This is a genomic window from Pseudoclavibacter chungangensis, from assembly GCF_013410545.1.
Taxonomy (GTDB): domain Bacteria; phylum Actinomycetota; class Actinomycetes; order Actinomycetales; family Microbacteriaceae; genus Pseudoclavibacter; species Pseudoclavibacter chungangensis.
In genome coordinates, this window is sequence record NZ_JACCFV010000001.1 from 1,732,381 (window position 1) to 1,755,331 (window position 22,951).

21 protein-coding genes are annotated in these 22,951 nt (G+C 70.7%); 9 read left to right on the plus strand and 12 right to left on the minus strand.

Annotated elements, in window-relative coordinates; genetic code table 11:
- Window positions 1-169 precede the first annotated feature (169 nt).
- Window positions 170-553: a DUF3040 domain-containing protein gene (locus HNR16_RS07835; RefSeq protein WP_158039595.1), complete on the minus strand. Its 384-nt coding sequence runs from the start codon at window positions 551-553 to the stop codon at window positions 170-172.
- Between the two features lie 98 nt (window positions 554-651).
- Between HNR16_RS07835 and HNR16_RS07840 the strand changes: the two genes are divergently transcribed.
- Complete coding sequence (locus HNR16_RS07840; RefSeq protein ID WP_225737763.1) at window positions 652-1,728, plus strand: polyprenyl synthetase family protein; 1,077 nt, start codon at window positions 652-654, stop codon at window positions 1,726-1,728.
- Between the two features lie 104 nt (window positions 1,729-1,832).
- Here the strand turns inward: HNR16_RS07840 and HNR16_RS07845 are convergent, their stop codons facing one another.
- Window positions 1,833-2,177 (minus strand): Rv2175c family DNA-binding protein, encoded by a 345-nt coding sequence (locus HNR16_RS07845; protein WP_158039594.1) that lies wholly within the window; start codon window positions 2,175-2,177, stop codon window positions 1,833-1,835.
- A gap of 160 nt (window positions 2,178-2,337) precedes the next feature.
- On the opposite strand from HNR16_RS07845, the gene HNR16_RS07850 reads away from it, so the two are divergent.
- A complete protein-coding gene (locus tag HNR16_RS07850; protein ID WP_158039593.1) occupies window positions 2,338-2,877 on the plus strand; it encodes a LysM peptidoglycan-binding domain-containing protein in 540 nt (179 codons plus the stop codon).
- 50 nt (window positions 2,878-2,927) lie between these two features.
- Window positions 2,928-4,925, plus strand: a complete 1,998-nt coding sequence (gene pknB / locus HNR16_RS07855) for a Stk1 family PASTA domain-containing Ser/Thr kinase (RefSeq protein WP_218868613.1) — start codon at window positions 2,928-2,930, stop codon at window positions 4,923-4,925.
- A gap of 115 nt (window positions 4,926-5,040) precedes the next feature.
- Here the strand turns inward: pknB and HNR16_RS07860 are convergent, their stop codons facing one another.
- Both HNR16_RS07860 and HNR16_RS07865 read right to left on the minus strand, forming a co-directional pair.
- Window positions 5,041-6,420, minus strand: a complete 1,380-nt coding sequence (locus HNR16_RS07860; RefSeq protein ID WP_158039591.1) for a class II 3-deoxy-7-phosphoheptulonate synthase — start codon at window positions 6,418-6,420, stop codon at window positions 5,041-5,043.
- 38 nt (window positions 6,421-6,458) lie between these two features.
- Entirely contained in the window at window positions 6,459-7,169 is a 711-nt protein-coding gene (locus HNR16_RS07865) for a lysophospholipid acyltransferase family protein (RefSeq protein WP_158039590.1), read from the minus strand.
- A gap of 229 nt (window positions 7,170-7,398) precedes the next feature.
- On the opposite strand from HNR16_RS07865, the gene HNR16_RS07870 reads away from it, so the two are divergent.
- Window positions 7,399-9,219: an AMP-dependent synthetase/ligase gene (locus HNR16_RS07870; protein ID WP_158039589.1), complete on the plus strand. Its 1,821-nt coding sequence runs from the start codon at window positions 7,399-7,401 to the stop codon at window positions 9,217-9,219.
- Between the two features lie 87 nt (window positions 9,220-9,306).
- Here the strand turns inward: HNR16_RS07870 and def are convergent, their stop codons facing one another.
- From def to HNR16_RS07885, 3 genes are read right to left on the minus strand one after another with little or no spacing between them, the layout of a single operon-like run.
- Window positions 9,307-9,798: a peptide deformylase gene (gene def, locus HNR16_RS07875; protein ID WP_158039588.1), complete on the minus strand. Its 492-nt coding sequence runs from the start codon at window positions 9,796-9,798 to the stop codon at window positions 9,307-9,309.
- A complete protein-coding gene (locus tag HNR16_RS07880; protein ID WP_158039587.1) occupies window positions 9,795-11,219 on the minus strand; it encodes a mycothione reductase in 1,425 nt (474 codons plus the stop codon). The genes def and HNR16_RS07880 overlap by 4 nt, the downstream gene beginning before the upstream one ends.
- Window positions 11,212-14,643 (minus strand): pyruvate carboxylase, encoded by a 3,432-nt coding sequence (locus tag HNR16_RS07885; protein WP_158039586.1) that lies wholly within the window; start codon window positions 14,641-14,643, stop codon window positions 11,212-11,214. The genes HNR16_RS07880 and HNR16_RS07885 overlap by 8 nt, the downstream gene beginning before the upstream one ends.
- 144 nt (window positions 14,644-14,787) lie before the next feature.
- Between HNR16_RS07885 and HNR16_RS07890 the strand changes: the two genes are divergently transcribed.
- Window positions 14,788-15,630, plus strand: coding sequence for a ParA family protein (locus HNR16_RS07890; protein ID WP_158039585.1), 843 nt, complete (start codon window positions 14,788-14,790; stop codon window positions 15,628-15,630).
- A gap of 86 nt (window positions 15,631-15,716) precedes the next feature.
- Here HNR16_RS07890 and HNR16_RS07895 read toward each other — a convergent pair whose 3' ends face one another.
- The 3 genes from HNR16_RS07895 to HNR16_RS07905 form a co-directional block, all read right to left on the minus strand.
- Window positions 15,717-16,262, minus strand: coding sequence for a MerR family transcriptional regulator (locus HNR16_RS07895; RefSeq protein WP_158039584.1), 546 nt, complete (start codon window positions 16,260-16,262; stop codon window positions 15,717-15,719).
- A gap of 264 nt (window positions 16,263-16,526) precedes the next feature.
- Complete coding sequence (ftsR, locus tag HNR16_RS07900) at window positions 16,527-17,246, minus strand: transcriptional regulator FtsR (RefSeq protein ID WP_225737762.1); 720 nt, start codon at window positions 17,244-17,246, stop codon at window positions 16,527-16,529.
- A gap of 2 nt (window positions 17,247-17,248) precedes the next feature.
- Window positions 17,249-17,674, minus strand: coding sequence for an FHA domain-containing protein (locus HNR16_RS07905; RefSeq protein WP_179558360.1), 426 nt, complete (start codon window positions 17,672-17,674; stop codon window positions 17,249-17,251).
- Window positions 17,675-18,029: 355 nt separating this feature from the next.
- Here HNR16_RS07905 and HNR16_RS07910 point away from each other — a divergent pair, with 355 nt between their 5' ends.
- Window positions 18,030-18,869, plus strand: a complete 840-nt coding sequence (locus HNR16_RS07910) for a DUF3097 family protein (protein ID WP_158039582.1) — start codon at window positions 18,030-18,032, stop codon at window positions 18,867-18,869.
- Here the strand turns inward: HNR16_RS07910 and HNR16_RS07915 are convergent.
- Window positions 18,859-19,452: a CDP-alcohol phosphatidyltransferase family protein gene (locus tag HNR16_RS07915; RefSeq protein ID WP_179558159.1), complete on the minus strand. Its 594-nt coding sequence runs from the start codon at window positions 19,450-19,452 to the stop codon at window positions 18,859-18,861. The genes HNR16_RS07910 and HNR16_RS07915 overlap by 11 nt on opposite strands.
- A gap of 209 nt (window positions 19,453-19,661) precedes the next feature.
- On the opposite strand from HNR16_RS07915, the gene HNR16_RS07920 reads away from it, so the two are divergent.
- A complete protein-coding gene (locus HNR16_RS07920; protein WP_158039580.1) occupies window positions 19,662-20,759 on the plus strand; it encodes an S-(hydroxymethyl)mycothiol dehydrogenase in 1,098 nt (365 codons plus the stop codon).
- A complete protein-coding gene (locus tag HNR16_RS07925) occupies window positions 20,756-21,367 on the plus strand; it encodes an MBL fold metallo-hydrolase (RefSeq protein ID WP_158039579.1) in 612 nt (203 codons plus the stop codon). The genes HNR16_RS07920 and HNR16_RS07925 overlap by 4 nt, the downstream gene beginning before the upstream one ends.
- 58 nt (window positions 21,368-21,425) lie before the next feature.
- Here HNR16_RS07925 and HNR16_RS07930 read toward each other — a convergent pair whose 3' ends face one another.
- Complete coding sequence (locus HNR16_RS07930) at window positions 21,426-22,244, minus strand: VOC family protein (protein ID WP_158039706.1); 819 nt, start codon at window positions 22,242-22,244, stop codon at window positions 21,426-21,428.
- 187 nt (window positions 22,245-22,431) lie between these two features.
- On the opposite strand from HNR16_RS07930, the gene HNR16_RS07935 reads away from it, so the two are divergent.
- The gene (locus HNR16_RS07935) at window positions 22,432-22,950 is read left to right on the plus strand and encodes a MarR family winged helix-turn-helix transcriptional regulator (protein WP_158039578.1); all 519 of its coding nucleotides are present in this window, start codon (window positions 22,432-22,434) and stop codon (window positions 22,948-22,950) included.
- The last annotated feature ends 1 nt before the right edge of the window (window position 22,951 follow it).

The window sequence follows — 22,951 nt, forward strand, 5'->3', positions numbered from 1 at the left end:
GAGGAATGTGGAGGATCACCCGGGGCCGCGGAATGCGGACGTTCCGCCCGCGCGTCGACGCTGTCGCGTCGGCTCGGTCGCGCCGGCTCGCGAATCGAGCCGGAACGACGAAACGCGGGCCGGCAGTCCGTGGACTGCCGACCCGCGTCGAGGCGTGTGTGGCGGTGTACTACTCGTCGCCGCTCTGGCGGCGCTCCCAGCGCTCCTCGAGGTTGCCCATGAACGACCCCTTGGCCTTCGGTGCCCCGGACGACTTCGGATCGGGCGCGGATTCGGCCTGCGCCTGCGCGTCGCCCTTCCGCGGACGGAAGGCGAACACCACACCGATGAGCATGGCGACGAAACCGATCACGCCGACGACGGGCTGCTGGAGCGCGAGCCCACCGAGGACGATGCCGAGTCCGACAGCGACCGCGAGGACCGCGAGGACGACCGAGCGCGTCGAGACCCCACCCGACGAGCGGCCGGCGGTCGACACGACGTCGGCGTCGTTCTGATAGAGGTGTCGCTCCATCTCATCGAGCAGCCGTTGCTCTTGCTCGGACAATGCCATGTGAACCTCACACCTCTCGAATCCTGACGTGCCGCCGTCGGACCTCGGGTCCGTCTGATGCTCCATCCTAGGCGCGGGCGGCTGAGTAGAATAGAGAAGTGACTGACAGTTCCGTCCCACCGGGTGAGGTCGATGCGATAATCGCCGCTCGCATCGACGAGGCGATGACCGCGATCGCCCCCCTGGGCGCGGATGCGGTCACGTTCGTGGATCGAGCGAGAGCGTACACCCGGGGCGGCAAACGCATCCGTGCCGCATTCTGCATCGCGGGATACGAGTCCACCGGCGCTGCCGCCTCGAGTGCCGCACCCACCGCCGCGGCCGCCCTCGAGTTCTTCCACGCGGCCGCCCTCGCGCACGACGACATCATCGACCGGTCGGACACGCGCCGCGGCCTCCCGTCCGCACACCGCGCCTTCGAGGCACTCCACGACGATGCGCGATGGGCCGGGGACGGTGCACACTTCGGCACGAGCGCCGCGCTCCTGCTCGGTGACCTCCTCCTCGTCTGCAGCGACGAGCTCATGGTGGAGGCCGAGCAGCTGGTCCCGCCGGACGCCGGGCGCGCGGCCCGTGCAGAGTTCCGACGCATGCGGCTCGAGGTGTCCGCCGGCCAGTACCTCGACCTCGTCGAAGAGGTCGCGTGGCCGACCGTCCCGACCCCCGAACGGGCGGCACGGGCCATCACGATCGCCACGGCGAAGTCGGCCCGGTACAGCGTCGAGGCCCCGCTCGTGCTCGGTGCACGCCTCGGCGGCGCCGACGACGACGACATCGAGCGCATCCGCGCGTTCGGCCTCCCGCTCGGCCTCGCGTTCCAACTCCGCGACGACGTGCTCGGCGTGTTCGGCGACGAAGCCGTCACGGGCAAGCCCGCGGGCGACGATCTGCGCGAGGGCAAGCGCACGCTGCTCGTCGCGGACACCCTCGCACGGCTTGACGCCGATGCCGCCGCCGCGTTCGACCAGGACCTCGGCGACCCCGACCTCGATGACGCGGACGTCGAGCGATTGCAGGGGGTCATCCGCGCGAGCGGTGGGCTCGATGCGACCGAGCGACGCATCGAGGACTGGCTCGGCACGGGCCTCGCCGCGATCGACGCCGCGGGCCTCCGCCCGGAGTCGACGACGCTCCTGCGCGACCTCGCCCACCGGACGGCCCGACGCGACCTCTGACCGGGGCACCGGCCCCGGCCGGCCGGCCGTCCCGACGCCGGCCGGCCGAACGCCCGGCCGCGGTGCCCGGTCGCGCCGTGAAGGCTCGGGTCGCGGCGGCCGACTCAGAGGCCGAGAAGCTGCACGCTGTGCCTGACGCTCGTGCGCCGTCCCGCGCGGAGGGCGTCCACGGGGGCCTGCCCGAGCGTCTCGTCCACGGCGAGCATCCAGTCGAGCACCTCGTCGTCGCGGAGGCCGCCGTCGAACAGCAGCGTCAGCGTGCCACGAAGCCCGTGCAGGGGTTCGCCGCCGTGGATGAAGTCCGCGGGGATCCGCGGTTCACCGTCGATGCGGCGCGCGAGCAGGAACCGTTCCTGGACGAGGCGACCGACCTTGCCCTTGGAGAGCCCGAGTTGCTCGGCCGCCTCGGGGATCGTCAGCCACTGTCGTTCGATGCTGCTGTCAGACACGTCTTCATGCTCCCAGATGACGTTCGCCACGTCGACCGGACACGACGCGCCACACCGAACACGTGAGCCTCACGTAAAACTTTAGTCACTTGAGTAACAATCGTCATAAGACATCGTCCGATGCACACACCGGGCGACTGCGGTGAGAGGGGACGGCAGCATGACGAGCTCGACGAACGACAGCGTGCCACGCCGCGCGCTGCGCCTACTGGCCACGGCAGGCACGACCGTCCGCGCCGTCGCGGCCCGGTGGCGATCGGCACAGGCCACCGCGACCGCCCCCGTGCCCCGCGGCACGGTTCACGTCGTCGTCGTCGGCGAGACCGCCGAATCCGTCGCCCTCGCGCACGACGTATCGACCGCGTCGCTCCTCGTACGCAACGGCCTCCGACTCCGCGGGCCGCTCGTACCCGGCACGCGCCTCGTCGTCGACGACGCCTGCCGAGGTGTGCGCGCCCACGGCGCCGATGAGATCCCACGGCACCACGTGTCGGACGACGACACCCTGGAGGGCATTGCGCGCACCCACCGGGTGTCCCCGCGCGTTCTGCTGCACGCCAACGAACTCGCGTGCGCCGCATCGATCGCGCCCGGCATGACGCTCGTCGTCCCCCGCTCCACCGACGCCCGCGACACGGGCGAGATCCCGGTCATCCGGCCCGTCGAAGCGGGCCACGGCGGAGTTTCGTCAGCGGCATGAGCACGACGACCGCTACCCTGCACAACGTGAGTCCAGCGAACCCTGACGACATGATCGGCCGTCTCATCGACGGCCGGTACCAGGTGCGCTCGATGATCGCCCGCGGCGGCATGGCCACCGTGTACGTCGCGACCGACCTGCGTCTCGAACGCCGCGTCGCCATCAAGATCATGCACGACCACCTCGCGGCCGACGACAGCTTCCGCGCCCGCTTCATCCGCGAGGCCCGCGCCGCCGCCAAACTCCAGCACCCGAACGTCGTCAACGTCTACGACCAGGGCGACGACCACACGTTCGCCTACATGGTCATGGAGTACATCCCGGGCATCACGCTGCGGGACCTCCTCCACGACCACCACCGGCTCACGGCGGAACAGACGACCGATGTCATGGACGCGGTCCTCTCCGGGCTCCAGGCGGCCCACCGGATCGGCATCGTTCACCGCGACCTCAAACCCGAGAACGTGCTCCTCGCCGACGACGGTCGGATCAAGCTGAGCGACTTCGGCCTCGCACGAGCGGCGAGCGCGAACACCGCCTCGGGCCAGGTCCTGCTCGGCACGATCGCCTACCTGAGCCCGGAGCTCGTCACCAAGGGCACCGCCGACATCCGGAGCGACATCTACTCGCTCGGCATCATGATGTACGAGATGCTGACGGGCGAGCAGCCCTACCGTGGCGACCAACCCGTCAACATCGCCTACCGACACGCGAACGAGGACGTGCCGCCACCGAGCGACGTGTGCGCGGACGTCCCGCCGGAGCTCGACGACATCGTCGCGTGGGCGACGGAACGCGATCCGGAGAACCGGCCCGCCGATGCCGGCGCCCTGCTCGCCGCGCTCCGCCAGGCCGAATCGGACATGAACGGCGGCGGCCAGCGTGCGACCCAGGTCGTGCCGACCGCGGGCATCGCGCACAGCGACGAGTGGGACGACGGCGAGCCGACCGATCCCACGGCCCTCGCGGTCGCCATCCCCCCGGGTTCGCTCGACCGCGCACCCGCGTACGCACAGGACGAGGCCCCGACGACGGTCGCGCCCCTCGTGCGCACCGGCACGCTCGTGGCCGACGAACCCGACCTCGACGCGCTCCCCGCGACGGGCGAGCTCGCATCGCAGGCCCCGCGGCGGCGGCGCCGCGGCATCGCGATCGCGATCGTCGTCGCCCTTGTGACGGTCCTCGCCGCGGGCACCGGCTGGTGGTTCTTCACCGGTCCCGGCTCCTACGCGGCGCTCCCCGAGGTCGTCGGCCAGCAACAGAGCGATGCGGAGCAGGCGATCGTCGACGCCGGATTCGTCGTCGGGAACGTGACCGCGTCGCCCTCGCTCGAGGTGCCGGAGGGGCAGGTCATGGAGATGGACCCGTCCGCCGGACAGCGGGTCGCTCCCGAGACGCCCGTGAACCTCACGGTCTCGAGCGGCCCCGAGATCCTCCCCGTGCCCGACGACATCGTCGGGCTCACCGAGGCACAGGCGAAGTTCTCGATCGAGCAGGCACGGTTCACCTACGATCCGGCCACGACGATCAAGGAGTTCTCGGACCAGCCGGTCGGGACGGTGCTCGCCGCGACGGACGCCGCGGGCGGCCCGCTCCCCGACGAGATGCCCGAGCAGCAGCCCATCCGGCTCGTCGTCTCGGCGGGTGCGATCCCGAACGTGACGGGCGTCACGACGCAGGACGCGACGTCGAAGCTCAACGCGGTGGGACTCAACGCCACCGTCGCGAGCGAACAGTTCTCGAGCACGGTCCCCGCGGGCGTCGTGCTCGAGCAGCAGACGACGACCGATCCCGTCCGACCGGGCGACACGATCAACCTCGTCGTGTCGAAGGGGAAGGACCTCGTCGAGGTCCCCAACGTCGTCGGGAAGTCGGCCAGCGAGGCGAAGGCCGCGCTCGAGGCGGCGGGGTTCGCCGTCACCATGTCGCAGGTCCCGAGCGGTACCGTCATGCCGGGCAACGTCCTCAACTCCCTTCGCATCAAGACCACGAACCCCGCGGCCGGTACCCAGGCCGAGCGCGGCTCGACGGTCGACATCAAGTGGTGAGCAGCCGCGCCGTGCCGGCGCGCTGACGGTCGGCACCCCGCGGCCCGCACCGCGACGAAACGGCTCGGCCCGATTCCGCAGGGAATCGGGCCGAGCCGTTTCGTCGCGCCGCGGCTCAGGAGCCGCGCAGCTGCTCCGCCACGAGGAACGCGAGTTCGAGGGACTGCATGTGGTTGAGCCGCGGGTCGCACAGCGACTCGTAGCGCGTCTCGAGCGCGGCCTCGTCGATCTCCTCGGCACCACCGAGGCACTCCGTGACGTCGTCACCGGTCAGCTCGATGTGGATACCGCCCGGGTGGGTGCCCGCGGCGCGGTGCGCCTCGAAGAAGCCCTTGACCTCGTCGACCACGTCGTCGAAGCGACGCGACTTGTAGCCGTTCGGGGTCGTGATGCCGTTCCCGTGCATCGGGTCCGTGATCCACAGCGGGGTCGCGTCGGTCTGCTTGATGGCCTCGAGCAGCGGCGGCAGTGCCTCGCGGATCTTCCCCGCCCCCATGCGCGTGATGAAGGTGAGCCGGCCGGGCTCGCGCTCCGGGTCGAGCTTCTCGATGAGCCCGCGCATCGTCTCGGGCGTCGTCGACGGCCCGAGCTTCACCCCGATGGGGTTGCGGATCCGGCTGAAGAACTCGACGTGTGCCTCGTCGAGGTCACGCGTGCGCTCACCGATCCAGATGAAGTGCGCCGAGGTGTCGTACGGCGTCGCGGTGCGCGAGTCGATGCGCGTGAGGGGACGCTCGTAGTCCATGAGGAGTCCCTCGTGGCCGACGTAGAACTCGACGTCGCGCAGCGCGTGGAAGTCCGCACCGCAGGCCTCCATGAAGCGCACGGCCCGGTCGATCTCCGCCGCGAGGGCCTCGTAGCGGGCCATCGCGGGATTGCGGGCGAAGCCGCGGTTCCAATCGTGCACCTCGCGCAGATCGGCGAATCCGCCGGTCGTGAAGCCGCGCACGAGGTTCAGCGTGGACGCTGCCATGTGGTACCCACGGAGGATCCGCTGCGGGTCGGGCGTGCGCGACTCGGACGTGAAGTCGAAACCGTTGACGATGTCGCCACGGTACGCGTCGAGGGTCTCGTCGCCGCGCGTCTCGGTGTCCTTCGAACGCGGTTTCGCGAACTGGCCGGCCATGCGGCCCATCTTGATGACGGGCAGGGACGCACCGTAGGTGAGGACGACGGCCATCTGCAGGATCGTGCGCACCCGCGCACGGATCTTGTCGGCCGTCGCGCCCTCGAACGTCTCGGCGCAGTCACCGCCCTGCAGGACGAACGCGTCGCCCGCCGCGGCCTGCGCGATGCGGTCGCGCAGTCGGTCGACCTCGCCCGCGAAGACGAGCGGCGGAAGGCCCGACAGCTCGTCCGTCACGCGCCGGACGGCGTCGGCATCGGGCCAATTGGGCTGCTGCCGGATCGGCAGTTCGCGCCATGCGTCCAGGCCGAGCGGATCGATCGTCTCCAGGGTGTCCTGGTCGAGGGGCACGTTCGTGATGTCGGTCATGCTGTTCACTTCGGGGTCGGTGATGTTCGGGTCTGGTGTTACCGCTTCGCTGACTCGAGCGCCTGGCGGTCGAGCTGCTGACGGACGGATGAGGCGTAGACGTCGCGGAACTCCTGGTCGGAGAGCGCGGAGAGCTCGGACATGATCTCGTCGGTGATCGAGCGCAGGAGGAAGCGATCCTCCTTGAGGCCGCGGAAGCGCGAGAACTCGAGCGGCTCGCCGAAGATGATGCCCGGGCGGATGAGTCGGGGAACCTTCGAACCGATGGGCAGGATCTTCTCGGTGCCGACCATGGCGACGGGCACGACCGTGACGTTCTCGTCGGCCTCCATGATCATGCGGGCGATGCCCGTGCGACCGCGGTACATGCGGGCGTCCGGGCTGCGGGTGCCCTCCGGATAGATGCCGAGCACGCGCCCCGCGTTCAGGACACGCAGCCCCGTCTTGAGCGACGCGTCGCTCGCGGCGCCGCCGGAACGGTCGATCGGGAGCATGCCCGTGCCCTTGAAGAACTCCCGCGTGAGGGCCCCCTTGACGCCCTTCCCCGTGAAGTACTCCTTCTTCGCGAGGAAGGAGACCGGGCGGTCGATGACGAGCGGGAGGAACACCGAATCGATGACGGAGAGGTGGTTGGACGCGAGGATCACGGCGCCCTTCGCGGGCACGTTCTCGACGCCCCGCACCCACGGCCGGAAGGTGCTCTTGAGCAGTGGCCCGGCGATGAGGTGCCGGAGAATCCAGTAGAACATTCGGGTCCTCTCCCCCGGTCGACCTCGCAAGTCTACTCCGACTCGCCCGTCCGCACCCTCGGGCCCCCGCGCACGGCACTCGTGCCCGTCCGCCGGAACACGGGACGGCCGCCACGGTGCACGGGAGTGCGATGGGGCGAGCCGATAGTCTGTCGCCATCGCGCCCGGCCGGGCCCCGGCCGATTGCTGACGCGCAGCGTCGCCGTCCGCGTCCCCGAGAGGAGACCCCATGCAGGAGTTCGAGACGCCACCGGTCGTCCCGGCAGATCCCACCCTCAACGTCACCGACACGCTCGTCCGCCAGGTCGAGCGGGACCCCGAACACATCCTGTTCGGCCGACCCGACGGCGAGGGCTGGCGGGATGTGCCCGTCGGACGGTTCCACGACGAGGTCGTCGGCCTCGCCAAGGGATTCGTCGCCGCCGGCATCGAACCGGGCGAACGGATCGCGTTCATCGCCCAGACCTCGTACGAGTGGACGCTCGTCGACTACGCGCTGTGGTTCGCCGGCGCCGTCATGGTGCCCGTCTACGAGACGAGCTCGGCGTCCCAGATCGGCTGGATCCTCGAGGACTCGGGCGCGATCGGGATCATCACGGAGCGTCCCGAGCACGACGTCCGGCTCGAGGAGATCTCGGAGCAGGTCGGTTCCCTGCGGTTCCGTCGCGCGCTCCACGACGGTGCGATCGCGGAACTCACGGCACTCGGTCGTGACGTCCCCGACGACGAGATCGAACGGCGACGGTCCCTCGCGGGCGAGGACGACATCGCGACGCTCATCTACACGTCGGGGTCCACGGGCCGGCCGAAGGGCTGTGTGCTCACGCACGGCAACTTCGTCGAGCTGTGCCGCAACGTCGAGGACCCGCTCGGGGTCATCGTCAACAAGGACTCCTCGACGGTTCTGTTCATCACGCTCGCCCACGTCTTCGCCCGCTTCATCTCGGTGCTGTGCGTCTACGGCGGCATCAAGGTCGGGCACCAGCCCGACACGACGAAGCTCGTGAACGCGCTCGGCTCGTTCCGGCCGACCTTCCTGCTCGCCGTGCCGCGCGTGTTCGAGAAGGTCTACAACTCCGCCGAGCAGAAGGCCGAGTCGGGCGGCAAGGGCAAGATCTTCCGGCGCGCGGCGGACGTCGCCGTCGCGTACTCGCAGAGCCTCGACACGGGACGCACGCCCATCGGGCTGCGGCTGCAGTACAAGCTGTTCGACCGGCTCGTCTTCTCGAAGCTCCGCACGACGATGGGTGGTCGCGTCGCCTACGCGGTGTCGGGTTCGGCGCCCCTCGGCCTGCGGCTCAGCCACTTCTACCGTGCCATCGGCATCAACATCATGGAGGGCTACGGCCTGACGGAGACGACGGCGCCGCTCTCGGTGAACCTGCCCGACAAGTCGAAGATGGGCACCGTCGGGCCGCCCCTGCCGGGCGTCGCCGTCCGCATCGTGGACTCGGGCGAGATCCAGGTCAAGGGCATCAACGTGCTCAAGGAGTACTGGCGCAACCCCGAGGCGACGGCCGAGGCGTTCGAGGACGGCTGGTTCAGGACCGGCGACCTCGGGGCGTTCGACGAGGACGGCTACATCACGGTGACGGGTCGCTCGAAGGAGATCATCGTGACCTCGGGCGGGAAGAACGTCGCTCCGGCGGCGCTCGAGGACCCAATCCGTGCCCACCCGGTCGTCGCGCAGGTCGTCGTCGTCGGTGATCAGCGGCCGTTCATCTCGGCGCTCGTCACGCTCGACGGTGACATGCTGCCGGCGTGGCTCGAGACGCACGGTGAGGACCAGACGCTCACGATCGCGCAGGCCGCGCAGAACCCGACCGTGCTGGCCGCCATCCAGGAGGCCGTCGACCAGGCGAACACGCGGGTGAGCCGGGCCGAGTCGATCCGCAAGTTCGTCGTCCTCGACAGCGACTTCACGGAGGCCGACGGCACACTGACGCCGAAGATGTCGATCAAGCGCCACGTGATCCTCGACACGTACGCGCCCGTCATTAACGGCATCTACGCCGCCGCGCCGCCCACGCAGGGCGTCACGCTGCGCTGAGCCGCACCAGCTCGAACGAACACGGATCGGGCCGGTGGCGATACGCCACCGGCCCGATCCGTGTTCGTCGGCGGGTCGTGCGAGGGCTCAGAACCAGTCGCTCTCGCGGACCTGCCGAAGCGTCGTCCGTCGCTGCTCGCGCGTGAGGCGATCGAGGTAGACGATGCCGTTCAGGTGGTCGGTCTCGTGCTGGAGCATCTGGGCCATGAGCCCCGTTCCCTCGAGCACGAGCTCGTCGCCGGACGCGTCGACGCCCCGCACGCGGGCGTACTCGTAGCGCGGCGTCGGCGCCCAGATGCCGGGGACCGAGAGGCACCCCTCCTGGATCTCGACGAGGTCGCCGCCCGTCTCCTCGAGGACGGGATTGACGATGTAACCGATCTCACCGTCGATGTGGTAGCTGAACGCGGCGAGCGAGACGCCGATCTGGGTCGAGGCGACCCCCGCGCGGCCCTCGAGCGACGTCGTCTCGACGAGGTCGCGGACGAGCGCGCGCAGGGCGTCGTCGAACGCGGTCACGGGCGCGGTCGGACTCCGCAGCACGGGGTCGGGGTAGAGGCGGATGGGCCGGACGGTCACAGCTCCTCCTCCGCCCGCAACAGCGCGTTCTCGACGACCTCGCTCGCGGCGGGGTGGGGCCAGTACTGGGCGCGCGCGAGCCCGCGGACGGAGTGCCCGAGGCTCGCGGCCGTCACGAGGGGCTGGACGAGGATCGCGGCGTCCGGACCCATGATGTGGGCCCCGACGAGCGCGCCGCTCCCCCGCTCGACGACGAGCTTCACGAAGCTCGTCGTGTCCTCGAGGGCCCAACCCCACGCCGTCCAGCCGTACTCGTGGACGACCTCGAAGGCATCGAGTCCCTCGGCCCGGGCGGCGTCGAGCGTCCGGCCGAAGACGGCGATCTGCGGGTGCGTGAACACGGCGTGCGGCACCGGTGCGAGCGTGTTCGCGACGAGGTCCGCGTCGTCGGCGAACAGGTTCTGCCGAACGATCCGCGCTTCCTCGTTCGCGACGTGCTTGAGCTGGTGCGGCGAGTCGACGTCACCGAGCGCGAACAGGCCGGGCACGACCTCGCCACCGGCGAGCACACGCTGGTACGCGTCGACGACGAGTCGACCGTCGTCGTGGTGGTCGAGGCCGATCTCCCGGCTCCCGAGCCGGTCGGTGTTCGGCACGCGCCCCGCCGCGACGAGGACGAGGTCGACGTCCACCGTCTCGTCGCCGGCTCGCACCCGGAGGACGTCGCCGTGCGCCGTCACCTCCGGATCGCTCACGCCGGTGCGCACGTCCCATTCGTCGCGCGCGACGGCCGTGAAGCGGTCCGTGAGCTCCGTGTCGTACCCGCGCAGCAGCGAGGAGCGGACGAGCTGGGTCACCTCGACGCCGAAACCCGAGAACATCGCGGCGAACTCGCACGCGCTCACGCCGCCACCGATGATGGCGATGCGACGCGGGAGCTCGTCGATCCGCATGATCGTGTCGGTCGAGTGCACGCGTCCGTCGAACGCGCCGAACGGGGCACCCGGGAGGGCCCGCGGACGGGAGCCGACCGCGACGACGATGCGATCGGCCTCGATCGTCCGGCCCGACGCGCTGCGCACGGTGCGGGGATCGACGAACCGCACGGTCTCACGGACGAGGCCGATGTTCGGCTCGCCCGACCGACGGTACTCCTCGCCGGACGTCGAGATCTCGTCGATCCGCCCGAAGACGCGGTCGCGCACGGCCCGCCAGTCGACGCGGCCCGTGACGTCGCGCAGCCCCAGCCGCTCGCCGTCGCGCGCGTCACGCAGCAGGTCGGCCACGTGGACGAGCATCTTCGTCGGGATGCACCCGACGTTGAGACACGTGCCGCCGAACCACGGCGCGTCGTCCGCGACGAGGATCCGCCGCTCGTGGTGGTCGGGGTGCGGCAGCGTGTTGCCGGACCCCGCCCCGATCACAAGAAGATCGACGTGTTCCGTGCCCTCGTCCTGCCCGGTCGTCGTCCCGTCACTCACTGCCGACGAGCCCCGCTCGTTCGCTCGGGCTGATCACGAGGAGCAGGTCGCCGTGCGCGACCTCGCTCGGCGAGGCGATCGCGAGGCGCTCGACCGTTCCCGCGACGGGCGCCGTGATCCCGGCCTCCATCTTCATGGCCTCGATCGTGGCGACCGTCTGCCCGGCCTCGACCTGGTCGCCCTGTTCGACGCGCAGGCTCACGACGCCCTGGAACGGTGCGGCCACGTGGGAGGGGTTCGAGGCGTCCGCCCGCTCACGCTCGACCGTGTCCACCTGGATCGCGCGATCGCGGACGAACACGGGACGCAGCTGTCCGTTGAGCGTGGCCATGACGGTCCGCATGCCCTCGTCGTCGGCCTCGCCGATCGCCTCGAGCCCCACGAACAGCTGGACGCCGCGGCTGATGTCGACGACGTGCTCCTCACCGGGCTCGAGACCGTACAGGTAGTCGAGCGTGTCGAGTGTCGAGAGGTCGCCGAAGAGTTCGACGGTGTCGTCGTAGCTCGACGCGGGCTGCGGGAACAGGAGGCGGTTGAGCGCGCGACGGCGCGTCGCGCTGTCGCCGTCGAGTGCCTGTTCGTCGTCGGCGGTGAGCGCCTTGTCGGCGAGGTGCACGTCGCGCCCCGCGAGCACCTTCGTGCGGAACGGCTCGGGCCACCCGCCGGGCAGCTCGCCGAGCTCGCCCGCCATGAAGCCGATGACCGAATCGGGGATGTCGTACGCCGCGGGATTCGCCTCGAACTCCGCCGGGTCGGCGTCGACGGCGACGAGGTGCAGCGCGAGGTCCCCCACGACCTTCGAGGAGGGGGTCACCTTCGGGATGCGGCCGAGGATGCGGTCCGCCGCGGCGTACATGTCCTCGATCTTCTCGAAGCGATCGGCGAGTCCGAGTGCGATCGCCTGCTGGCGCAGGTTCGAGAGCTGGCCGCCCGGGATCTCGTGCTTGTAGACGCGTCCGGTGGGGCCCGGGAGTCCCGACTCGAAGGGCCGGTAGACGAGGCGCACGGCCTCCCAGTAGGGCTCCAGGTCGGCGACCGCGTCGAGCGAGAGGCCCGTGTCGCGCTCCGTGTGCGCGAGTGCCGCGACGAGGGCCGACATGCTCGGCTGGCTCGTCGTGCCCGCCATCGGCGCGCTCGCGACGTCGACCGCGTCGACGCCGACCTCGCTCGCCGCGAGGAGCGTCGCGAGCTGGCCACCCGCCGTGTCGTGCGTGTGCAGGTGCACGGGCTGGTCGAAGCGCTCGCGCAACGCCGTCACGAGCCGGCGCGCGGCCTCCGGGCGCAGGAGGCCCGCCATGTCCTTGATGGCGATGATGTGCGCTCCGGCCGCGACGATCTGCTCGGCGAGTCGGAGGTAGTAGTCGAGCGTGTAGAACGGCTCGGCCGGGTCGGCGAGGTCACCCGTGTAGCAGAGCGCCACCTCGGCGACGGTCGTGTTCGACGCGAGGACCGCGTCGATCGCCGGCCGCATCTGCTCGACGTCGTTGAGTGCGTCGAAGATGCGGAAGACGTCGATGCCCGTGTCGACCGCCTCGCGCACGAACGCGTCGGTCACCTTCGCGGGGTACGGCGTGTAGCCGACCGTGTTCCGACCGCGCAGCAACATCTGGATCGGGATGTTCGGGACCGCCTCGCGCAGTGCGGCCAGGCGTGCCCACGGGTCCTCCCCGAGGAATCGCAGCGCGACGTCGTACGTCGCGCCACCCCACGCCTCGATCGAGAGGAGCTGCGGCAGCAGCCGCGCCTCGTAGGGCCCGACCTCGACGAGGTCCTTCGTGCGGACGCGCGTCGCGAGGAGGGACTGGTGCGCGTCGCGGAACGTCGTGTCCGTGACGGCGAGGGAGGTGCGCTCGCGCAGCGCGGCGGCGAACCCGGCCGGACCGAGGTCGACGAGGTGTTGGCGTGCCCCCGCGGGCGCGGGCTCGGCGAGGTCGACGACGGGGAGCTTCGTGCGCGGCTCGGTCGCGGTCGGACGGGCCCCGTTCGGTCGGTTGACGGTCACGTCGGCGAGCCAGTTCACGATCTTCGTGCCGCGGTCGCCCGGGCGCTTGTACGTGAGCAGCTCGGGGCGTTCCTCGATGAAGCTCGTCGAGACGTCCCCGCGCTGGAACGCCGGGTCGGCGAGCACGGCCTGCAGGAACGGGATGTTCGTCTGCACGCCGCGGATGCGGAACTCGGCGAGGGCGCGCTGGGCGCGTGCGACCGCCGTCGGGAAGTCGCGTCCGCGGGCCGTGAGCTTCGCGAGCATGGAGTCGAAGTGCGGCAGCACCTCGGCACCCGTCGCGATCGTCCCACCGTCGATGCGGATGCCGGAACCACCCGCGGAGCGGTAGGTCGTGATGGTGCCCGTGTCGGGCCGGAAGTCCTGTGCGGGGTCCTCGGTGGTGAGGCGGCACTGCAGCGCGGCACCGTGCATGCGGATGTCGTCCTGCAGCAGGCCGAGGTCGGCGAGCGACTCGCCCGCCGCGATCCGGATCTGCGACTGCACGAGGTCGACGTCGGTGATCTCCTCGGTGACCGTGTGCTCGACCTGGATGCGGGGGTTCATCTCGATGAACACGTGCTCGCCCGCGCGCTCGCCGGCGGTGTCGAGCAGGAACTCGACGGTACCCGCGTTGACGTAGTCGATGGACTTCGCGAACGCGACGGCGTCCCGGTAGAGCGCCTGGCGCGTCGCCTCGTCGAGGTTCGGGGCCGGTGCGATCTCGACGACCTTCTGGTGGCGTCGCTGCACGGAACAGTCGCGCTCGAACAGGTGGACGGTCTCGCCCTCGCCGTCCGCGAGGATCTGCACCTCGATGTGCCGGGGGCGCAGGACGGCCTGCTCGAGGAACATCGTCGCGTCACCGAACGCGCTGTCCGCCTCCTTCATGGCCGCTTCGAGGGCGCCACGGAGGTCCTCGCGGCGCTCCACGCGACGCATCCCGCGTCCGCCACCGCCGGCGACGGCCTTGGCGAAGATGGGGAAGCCGATCTCGTCCGCCGCGGCGACGAGTGCGTCGACGTCGGTCGTCGGCTCCGAGGAACGGAGCACGGGAACACCCGCCGCGATCGCCTGATGCTTCGCGGTGACCTTGTTGCCCGCCGACTCGAGCACCTCGGGCGGTGGTCCGATGAAGGTGATGCCGTTCTCGGCCGCCGCGCGTGCGAGGCCGGCGTTCTCGCTCAGGAAGCCGTACCCGGGATAGATGGCGTCCGCGCCGGCGAACTTCGCGACGCGGATGATCTCGTCGACGTCGAGGTACGCCCGCACGGGCTGCCCGACCGTCCCGATACGGTAGGCCTCGTCCGCCTTCAGCCGGTGCAGCGAATTGCGGTCCTCGTACGGGAACACGGCCACGGTGCGCGCGCCCAGTTCGACGGCCGCCCGGAAGGCACGGATCGCGATCTCGCCGCGATTCGCGACCAGGATCTTCTTGAACACTCGTTCCACCCATCTGCGCGTCGGCGCGCGTCGCAGTCACTCCGCCCCCAGCCTAGAGGGCGGAGCGCGCGAGTACCGCCGCAGCCTCCCCCGAACGGACGGACATCCAGGCGGGGGCGGTTCGAGCGCGTAGTCTGTGGGCCTATGTTCGTCCTCAGCATCTCCTCGCTCAAGGGCGGTGTCGGCAAGACCACGGTGACCCTCGGTCTCGCCTCCGCTGCATGGGCCCGCGGTCTGCGCACGCTCGTCGTCGATCTCGACCCGCAGTCAGACGTGTCGACGGGTCTCGATGTCGATCCTGCGGGGCACGGCAACGTGGCCGACGTGCTCACGTCGCCGAAGGCACAGGTCGTCCGTGAGGCGACGGCCCGCTCCGGCTGGTCGAACGGCAACGATCGCGTGATCGACCTCATGATCGGGAGCCCGTCGTCGATCAACTTCGACGGGCCGCACCCCTCGATCCGCGAGATCTGGCGCCTGGAAGAGGCCCTCGCGACGGTCGAATCCGAGTACGACCTCGTGCTCATCGACTGTCCCCCGTCCCTCAACGCGCTCACGCGCACCGCGTGGGCGGCGTCGGACCGGGTTGCGATCATCACCGAGCCGGGCCTGTTCTCGGTGGCCGCGGCCGATCGGGCCCTGCGCGCGATCGAGGAGATCAGGCGCGGCCTCTCCCCTCGGCTGCAGCCGCTCGGCATCATCGTGAACCGCACGCGCATGCAGTCCATCGAGCACCAGTTCCGCGTGAAGGAACTCAAGGAGATGTTCGGTCCGCTCGTGCTCTCCCCGCACCTGCCGGAGCGCACGTCGCTCCAGCAGGCGCAGGGTGCCGCGAAACCGGTGCACCTGTGGCCGGGCGACAGCGCCGAGGAGATGGCCGACCACTTCGATCGCATTCTCGAACGCATCATGCGCACCGGACGGCTCGGCCGCTACGCGACCCTCGAGGGCCAGGCGGCAGGCGCCGGACGGCGCGGCAGCGCCTGAGTCACAACCGCCGGGGACGAACGAGGGCCGGGCCGCTGTGCGGCCCGGCCCTCGTTCCGGTTCGGGGTCGACGGTGTCGGCGGCTGTCAGCTCGCGCGGGACGCGCGGCGCGCGGCGAGCTCGTCGACGGGGTCGACGCTCTGCTCCTGGAAGTCGACGAGCGTCGACTCCACCTCGCGCAGGACCTGGCCGACGAAGATGCCGAACACGCCCTGACCGCGGTGGACGAGGTCGATGACCTGGTCGTTCGACGTGCACAGGTAGACGCTCGCGCCGTCAGACATCAGGGTCGTCTGGGCGAGGTCGACGACACCGGTCTCACGCAGCTGGTCGACGGCCGCGCGGATCTGCTGCAGCGAGATGCCGGTCTCGAGCAGACGCTTCACGAGCTTGAGGACGAGCACGTCCCGGAACGAGTAGAGACGCTGCGAGCCCGACCCGGAGGCACCACGCACGGTGGGCTCGACGAGCCCCGTCCGTGCCCAGTAGTCGAGTTGCCGGTAGGTGATGCCCGCGGCACGCGCCGCGACCGCGCCGCGGTAGCCGGAGGTGGGATCGAGGTCGGGAAGACCATCGGTGAACAGCAACTCGGCCCCACTGTCGGGGGTGTCGCCTCGCCCGTTTGCGCTCATGCCCTCGCCCTTCTCGAACCGGTGTGTTCCGCGTCTGATGGTGACCACGTTATCCCCGTGGAAGCCGGAGTCCCGGCATTCACCCGCTATCACACGGGCGTGTCGTCGGGGACGCCGCGAACTCCCAGAAGTCTAGCCGCGCGGCACCCCGGCGACCATGTAGCGGCCCTGCGAGCCGCCGAGATCGGCGTCACCGCGCGGAACTCGCCGGGAACACTCAAGTTCCACCTCAAGGTGAGGCGAAATGGGCTCGGTGGCGCCGACTCAGCGGGACGACCGCGGACGACCGCCGTCGGCGAGCGCCTGCCGGATGAGCGTGCGACGCACGATCTCGAGCAGATCCGCGAGCTCGGCGGCGCGCTCGACGTCCCGGTGCCCGCCACCGGGCTCACCGCGCCGAGCCGCCGAGGGCACGGCCTGCTCGATGAGGCCGAGCTCGTGCTGCGCGGCGGCACGGAAGCTGCGCAGATGGCGCGGACCGATGCCGACCCGCTCGAGCTCGACGAGCGTCCGGAGCATCGTGAGGTCGTCGCCCGTGTACCGCGGCGACGCCACCAGCAGCCCCGTCTGCACGGCCTGTTCGAGCAGCGCGGCACTCGCGCCGGCGCGCCGGAGCAGCTCCGGCCGATCGAGGTGCACGTCGGCCGGGAGCATCGTCGCCGTCGAAGGGGCCCGCGAGCCGGGCCGCTCGGGTTCACCGCCCTGGTCCCGGTCGTCGAGGTACTCCGCGATGACCTTGAGGGGCAGGTAGCGGTCACGCTGCATCTCGAGCGCCGTCCGGATCCGCTCGACGTCCGCGTCGGAGTACTTGCGGTACCCCTTCTCGGTGCGCGACGGACGCACGAGTCCCTTGTCCTCGAGGAACCGCAACTTGGACGGCGACAGTTCGGGGAACTCCGACGCCAGTCGCTGCAGCACCTGACCGATGCTGAGCTTCGGCGTCCGCGGGTCCTCCGCGTGTGCCCGTGCGGCGCGTGCCGCCACGGCTACTCCCCCGAGAGCGGCGGAACGGCGGAGGTGTCGAGCGGGGAGCTGTAGAACGTGAGTCGGAACTTGCCGACCTGGACCTCCCCGCCGTTGACGAGCTCGACGGAGTCGATCCGCTCGCCGTTGTAGTAGGTGCCGTTGAGCGAACCGAGGTCGCGCATCGAGAAGGACCGGCCGTGTCGCGTGAACTCCGCATGACGTCGCGAGACGGTGACGTCGTCGAGGAAGATCTCGGCGTTCGGGTGTCGTCCCGCGACCTGCGAGTCCGTGTCGAGCAGGAACCGTGCCCCGACGTTCGATCCGCGCCGGACGATGAGCAGCGAGGAGCCCGACGGCAGCGCACTGATGGAGTCCATCTCCTCCTTCGACACCCCACCGGCGATCAACGCCGCGAGCTGGGCCGAGAAGTCACCCGTGAACGACATCGTGGACGATTGCGTGTGCTCGTCCACACCGTCGCCGTCCACGGGCCGGCGCCCCGCGGCGTCGAATTCCACCATGAATACCTCCTGAAGTCTGCAGCTCAGCGTAACGGATGCGGACCGCTCGAGCGCAGCACGCACTCACGAGCACCGAGTAGGTGAGTGTCCCGCGCGCGCCTGGGAGTTCGGCCTGACGTGTGGCTCATGCCGGGGCACATCGTGAGTGTCCCGCGCGCGCCTGGGAGTTCGTGGCGACCGTGTCCCCATCGCCGCCTCCACTCGGGCCCCCGGCGCGACGCGCCGCGACGCACCGTCCGAGGACGACGGCCTCGCGCACGCACGGCCGTACACTCGGCGCGTGCGAGATGACCGATACGACGGCGATCCCGTCGCGGCGATGGGCCGCGAGGCACGGACGCCCGCGCGCCCGCGAGAGCTCCCGATGGCGAAGGGCCTCTGGCTCGAGGAACCCGCGACGGGCTTCTACGGGCAACTCGTCGGCGCCGATCGTGTCACGATCGCGCTGCGCGACTTCGACGGGCAGGTGCGCAGATTCGAGCGCGGCGGCGTGTTCGTGCACGAGGACGTGGCGGTTCGCCTCGTCGCCCCCGTGACGGCGACACCGACGGGCCACGCCCGCAGCGCGTCCGGGTCGTTCCACGTCGCCGACGCACCCGCGCGCGTCGCGCGCGAGGGACGCATCTTCGTCGAGGGCAAGCACGACGCGGAGCTCGTGGAGAAGGTGTGGGGCCACGATCTGCGGATCGAGGGGGTCGTCGTCGAGTTCCTCCAGGGCGCGGACCACCTCGACGCCGTGCTCGATGTCTTCGGCCCCACGCGCGAACGTCGCGTCGGCGTGCTCCTCGACCATCTCGTGCCGGGGTCGAAGGAGTCGCGCCTCGCCGAGGCCGCGGTCCGCGGCCGTGGCCCCGACGCGCTGCTCGTCGTCGGGCACCCGTACGTCGACGTCTGGCAATCGGTCCGGCCGGCGAGGCTCGGTCTCGAGCGCTGGCCCGTCATCCCCCGCGGGCAGTCGTGGAAGCACGGCATCGTCCGCGCACTCGGCTGGCCCGCCGAGGACCAGGCGGACATCGCCCGGGCGTGGCAGCGGATCCTCGGGCGGGTGCGGGACTACCGCGACCTCGAGCCGAGCTTCCTCGGTCGCGTCGAGGAGCTCATCGACTTCGTCACCGCGTGACGGGCGGATCCGCGGGACGCAGGTAGCGGACGGCGTACATCGCGGCGACGAGGACGTGCAGCACGGTCGCCGCCGTGACGCACACGACCGCGACGACGGTGAGCCACGTGCTCCCGAGCTCGGGCGAACGGGCGACGAGGAGCAACGGCAACGAGACCATCATGAGGGCCGTCTTGACCTTGCCCAGGTAGAGGACGTGCCCCTCGCGCACCCGCTCGACGCGCAGCAGACCGATGACGAGGAGCGCCGCGTCGACGACGACGATCGTCACGATCACGGCCACGGGCAGCACCCCCACGACCGCCATCGTGATCGAGATCGCGATGACCCCGACGCGGTCCGCGAGCGGATCGAGCACCTCGCCGACGCGCGAGACCTGACCGAGTCGCCTCGCGAGGAAGCCGTCGATCCAGTCGGTTCCCGCGAACAGCGCGAGGGCGACGGCGGCCCACAGTTCGGCGCCGGGACGGAGCACGAGCGCGACGACGAGCGGGACGAAGACGACGAGGCGCAGGAGGGAGATCGCGTTGGGCACGGTGGCCCAGCGCATGGGCGCGGCGTCCCGCGGTTCGCGATCGGTCACGCTCCCATCATGCACCGGTCGGTGCGGACGACGCCGGGGCGACATGCCGACTCCTGGCGAACACCGAGCGGGTGGAGCGGCCCGCACGCTCGCAGGGCGTGCCCACCACGCCCGTGAGAGCCTGCTCACGGGTGGCGCGACGCATCGATCTGCGACAGGATCGATGTGCCGTGCGACCGCCGTCCCGCACGTGTCGAACAGGAGTTCCCATGCAGAAGGCCACCGGAGTCATCGCGCGGAGCAAGGGCGCTCCCGTCGAACTCGTCACGATCCTCGTACCCGATCCCGGCCCCGGTGAGGCCGTCGTGCGGGTGCTCACGTGCGGCGTGTGCCACACGGACCTGCACTACCGGGAGGGCGGCATCGGCGACGACTACCCGTACCTGCTCGGTCACGAGGCCGCGGGTGTCGTCGAGTCGGTCGGCGAGGGTGTGACCGACGTCGCGCCCGGTGATTTCGTCGTCCTCAACTGGCGTGCCGTCTGCGGCGAGTGCCGCGCCTGCAAGCGCGGTCGCCCGTGGTACTGCTTCAACACGCACAACGCGACGCAGAAGATGACGCTCGAGGACGGGACGGAGCTCTCGCCCGCCCTCGGCATCGGGGCGTTCGCGGACCGCACCCTCGTCCACGCGGGTCAGTGCACGAAGGTCGATCCGGACGCGCGCGCCGCCGCCGTCGGCCTGCTCGGGTGCGGCGTCATGGCCGGTATCGGCGCGGCGATCAACACGGGCAACGTCTCACGCGGCGACACCGTCGCCGTGATCGGCTGCGGAGGGGTCGGGACGGCCGCGATCGTCGGTGCACGCCTCGCGGGTGCGGCGAAGATCATCGCCGTCGACCTCGACGACCGCAAGCTCGCGCAGGCCGTCGAACTCGGGGCGACGCACACGGTGAACTCCCGCGAACGGGACGCGGTCGAGGCGATCCGCGAGCTCACCGACTCGTTCGGTGCGGACGTCGTGATCGACGCCGTCGGGCGCCCGGAGACGTGGACGCAGGCCTTCTACGCCCGCGACCTCGCCGGCACGGTCGTCCTGGTCGGCGTCCCCACACCCGACATGGAACTGTCGGTGCCCCTCCTCGACGTCTTCGGTCGCGGTGGATCGCTCAAGTCGAGCTGGTACGGGGACTGCCTCCCGAGCCGCGACTTCCCGATGCTCGTCGACCTCTACCAGCAGGGCCGCCTCCCGCTCGACGCGTTCGTGAGCGAGGAGATCGGCATAGACGACGTCGAGGCCGCGTTCGAGAAAATGCACCACGGCGACGTCCTGCGTTCCGTCGTCGTCCTGGACGAGGCCGGCGCATGACCGCGCGGATCGACCACACGGTCACGTCCGGGACGTTCTCGCTCGACGGTCAGACGTTCGACGTCGACAACAACGTGTGGGTCGTCGGCGACGACGACGAGTGCGTCGTGATCGACGCACCGCACGACGTCGAGGCGATCGTCGATCTCGTCGGCGGCCGCACGGTCCGGGCCGTCGTCTGCACGCACGCGCACGACGATCACGTGCGCGTCGCGCGCGAGCTCGGTGCCCGCGTCCACGCGCCCGTGCTGCTCCACCCGGACGACCTCGTCGTGTGGCGCCTCACGAACGACACGGATCCGGACGGTGAGCTGTCCGACGGTCAGGATCTCGAGGTCGCGGGCATCGTGCTGCGCGTCCTCCACACCCCCGGACACTCGCCCGGATCGGTCTGCCTGTTCGCTCCCGCTCTCGGCACGGTGTTCACCGGTGACACCCTCTTCGACGGCGGTCCCGGCGCGACGGGCCGCAGCTACTCCGATGCCGACCTCATCGTGCGGTCCATCCGGGAGCGACTTCTCACACTGCCCGACCAGACCGTCGTGCGAACCGGACACGGTGGCGACACCACGATCGTTGCGGAGCGCGCCCGGCTCGACGCCGACTGACCCCGGCGGCGAACGAGGCGGCGCGGTCGATCCGCGGCGCCCCGGGTGCCCTGTTCCGTCAGGCGCTCGCGACGGTGACGGCCGAGCCCCACGGGTCGGCGACGCGCACGGCCCGGCCGTCGTCGGCGAACGGGATCGAGCGCTCCCGCAACCGGGCCGCGAGGGCATCGAGGTCGTCTCGCCGCGGTACCTCGACCGCGACGCTGCCGAGGCCGAGCGTGGCGGCACGGGGCCCGGCACCCCGGCTGTTCCACACGTTGACGGCGATGTGGTGGTGGTATCCGCCCGCGCTCACGAAGAGCGCGCCCGGCGCCTCGAGCGTCGGCTCGAAGCCGAGTGCGTCGACGTAGAACGTCCGCGCCGTCGCGATGTCGCCCACCTGCAGGTGGACGTGCCCCACGGTGGCCTCCCCCGTCGGCTCGCCCGACCGGGTGGACAGATGCCGCCGGAGATACGCCCGCGGGTCGAGGAATGTCGTCGTCATCGAGATCCTGCCCGCATCGTCCGTCCAGGTGGCGCGCGGCCGGTCTCGGTAGAGCTCGATCCCGTTGCCCTCGGGATCGGTGAAGTAGAACGCCTCGGAGACCGAGTGGTCCGAGGAGCCGACGAACCTCGAACGGGGATGCTGTGCGGCCCGGTGAACCGTCGACGCGAGCGTCGCGGGCGTGTCGAACAGGAGGGCGGTGTGGAAGAGGCCCGCCTCTCGGGGCGAGGCGATCGGCAGCTCGGGTTCGCCGCGGAGTTCGACGAGCACACGGCCCGCGCGTCCCAGCCGCGTCGCCCGCCCCGACTCCCCCAGCACCTCGAGACCGAGGGCGTCCCGATAGTAGGCGGTCATGCCGTGCAGGTCGCCGACGAACAGCGTCACGAGGTCCATCGTCGTCCGCGCGTCCAGGGTGTCGCCCGCCGCGCGGCGCTGCGCCGCCCGGTCCCGCTCGGCGTCCCCGACGCTCGGATCGATCACTCCGTGTCCGTCCACGGCTCCTCCTCGATGACATTAGTTGTAGCTACAACTAGCCTATGTGGGAACAGTTGTACGTGCAAATGCGAGTAGGATCACCCTCATGTCCGAACCACGCTGGCTCGCCGGCGACGAGCGGGAGACCTGGCTCAGCTTCGCGGCGCTGCTCGAGCTGCTGCCCTCGTCCCTCGACGCGCAACTCCACCGGGACGCCGATCTCACCCACTTCGAGTACTACGTCCTCGCGATCCTCTCGGAGGCCACGGAGCGGACGCTCCGCATGGGCGTTCTCGCGCGCGCAACGAACGCGACCCTGCCGCGGCTGTCGCGTGTCGTCTCGGGCCTCGAGCGTCGAGGATTCGTGACGCGAGCCACGTGCCCGAGCGATCGCCGGGCCACGAACGCGACGCTCACGGACGCCGGGTTCGCACACCTCGCCGCCGCCGCGCCCGGCCACGTCGAACACGTCCGCACGATCGTCTTCGACGTCCTCACGCCCGAGCAGGTCGCCGCGCTCGGCGCCGCCTCGGACGCGATGCTCGGTGTGCTCGACCCGGACGGGCACGCGCGCGCCGGCGCCGACCTCGCCTCGGGCGGCCGGAGCGACGACGCCCAGGCCTGAT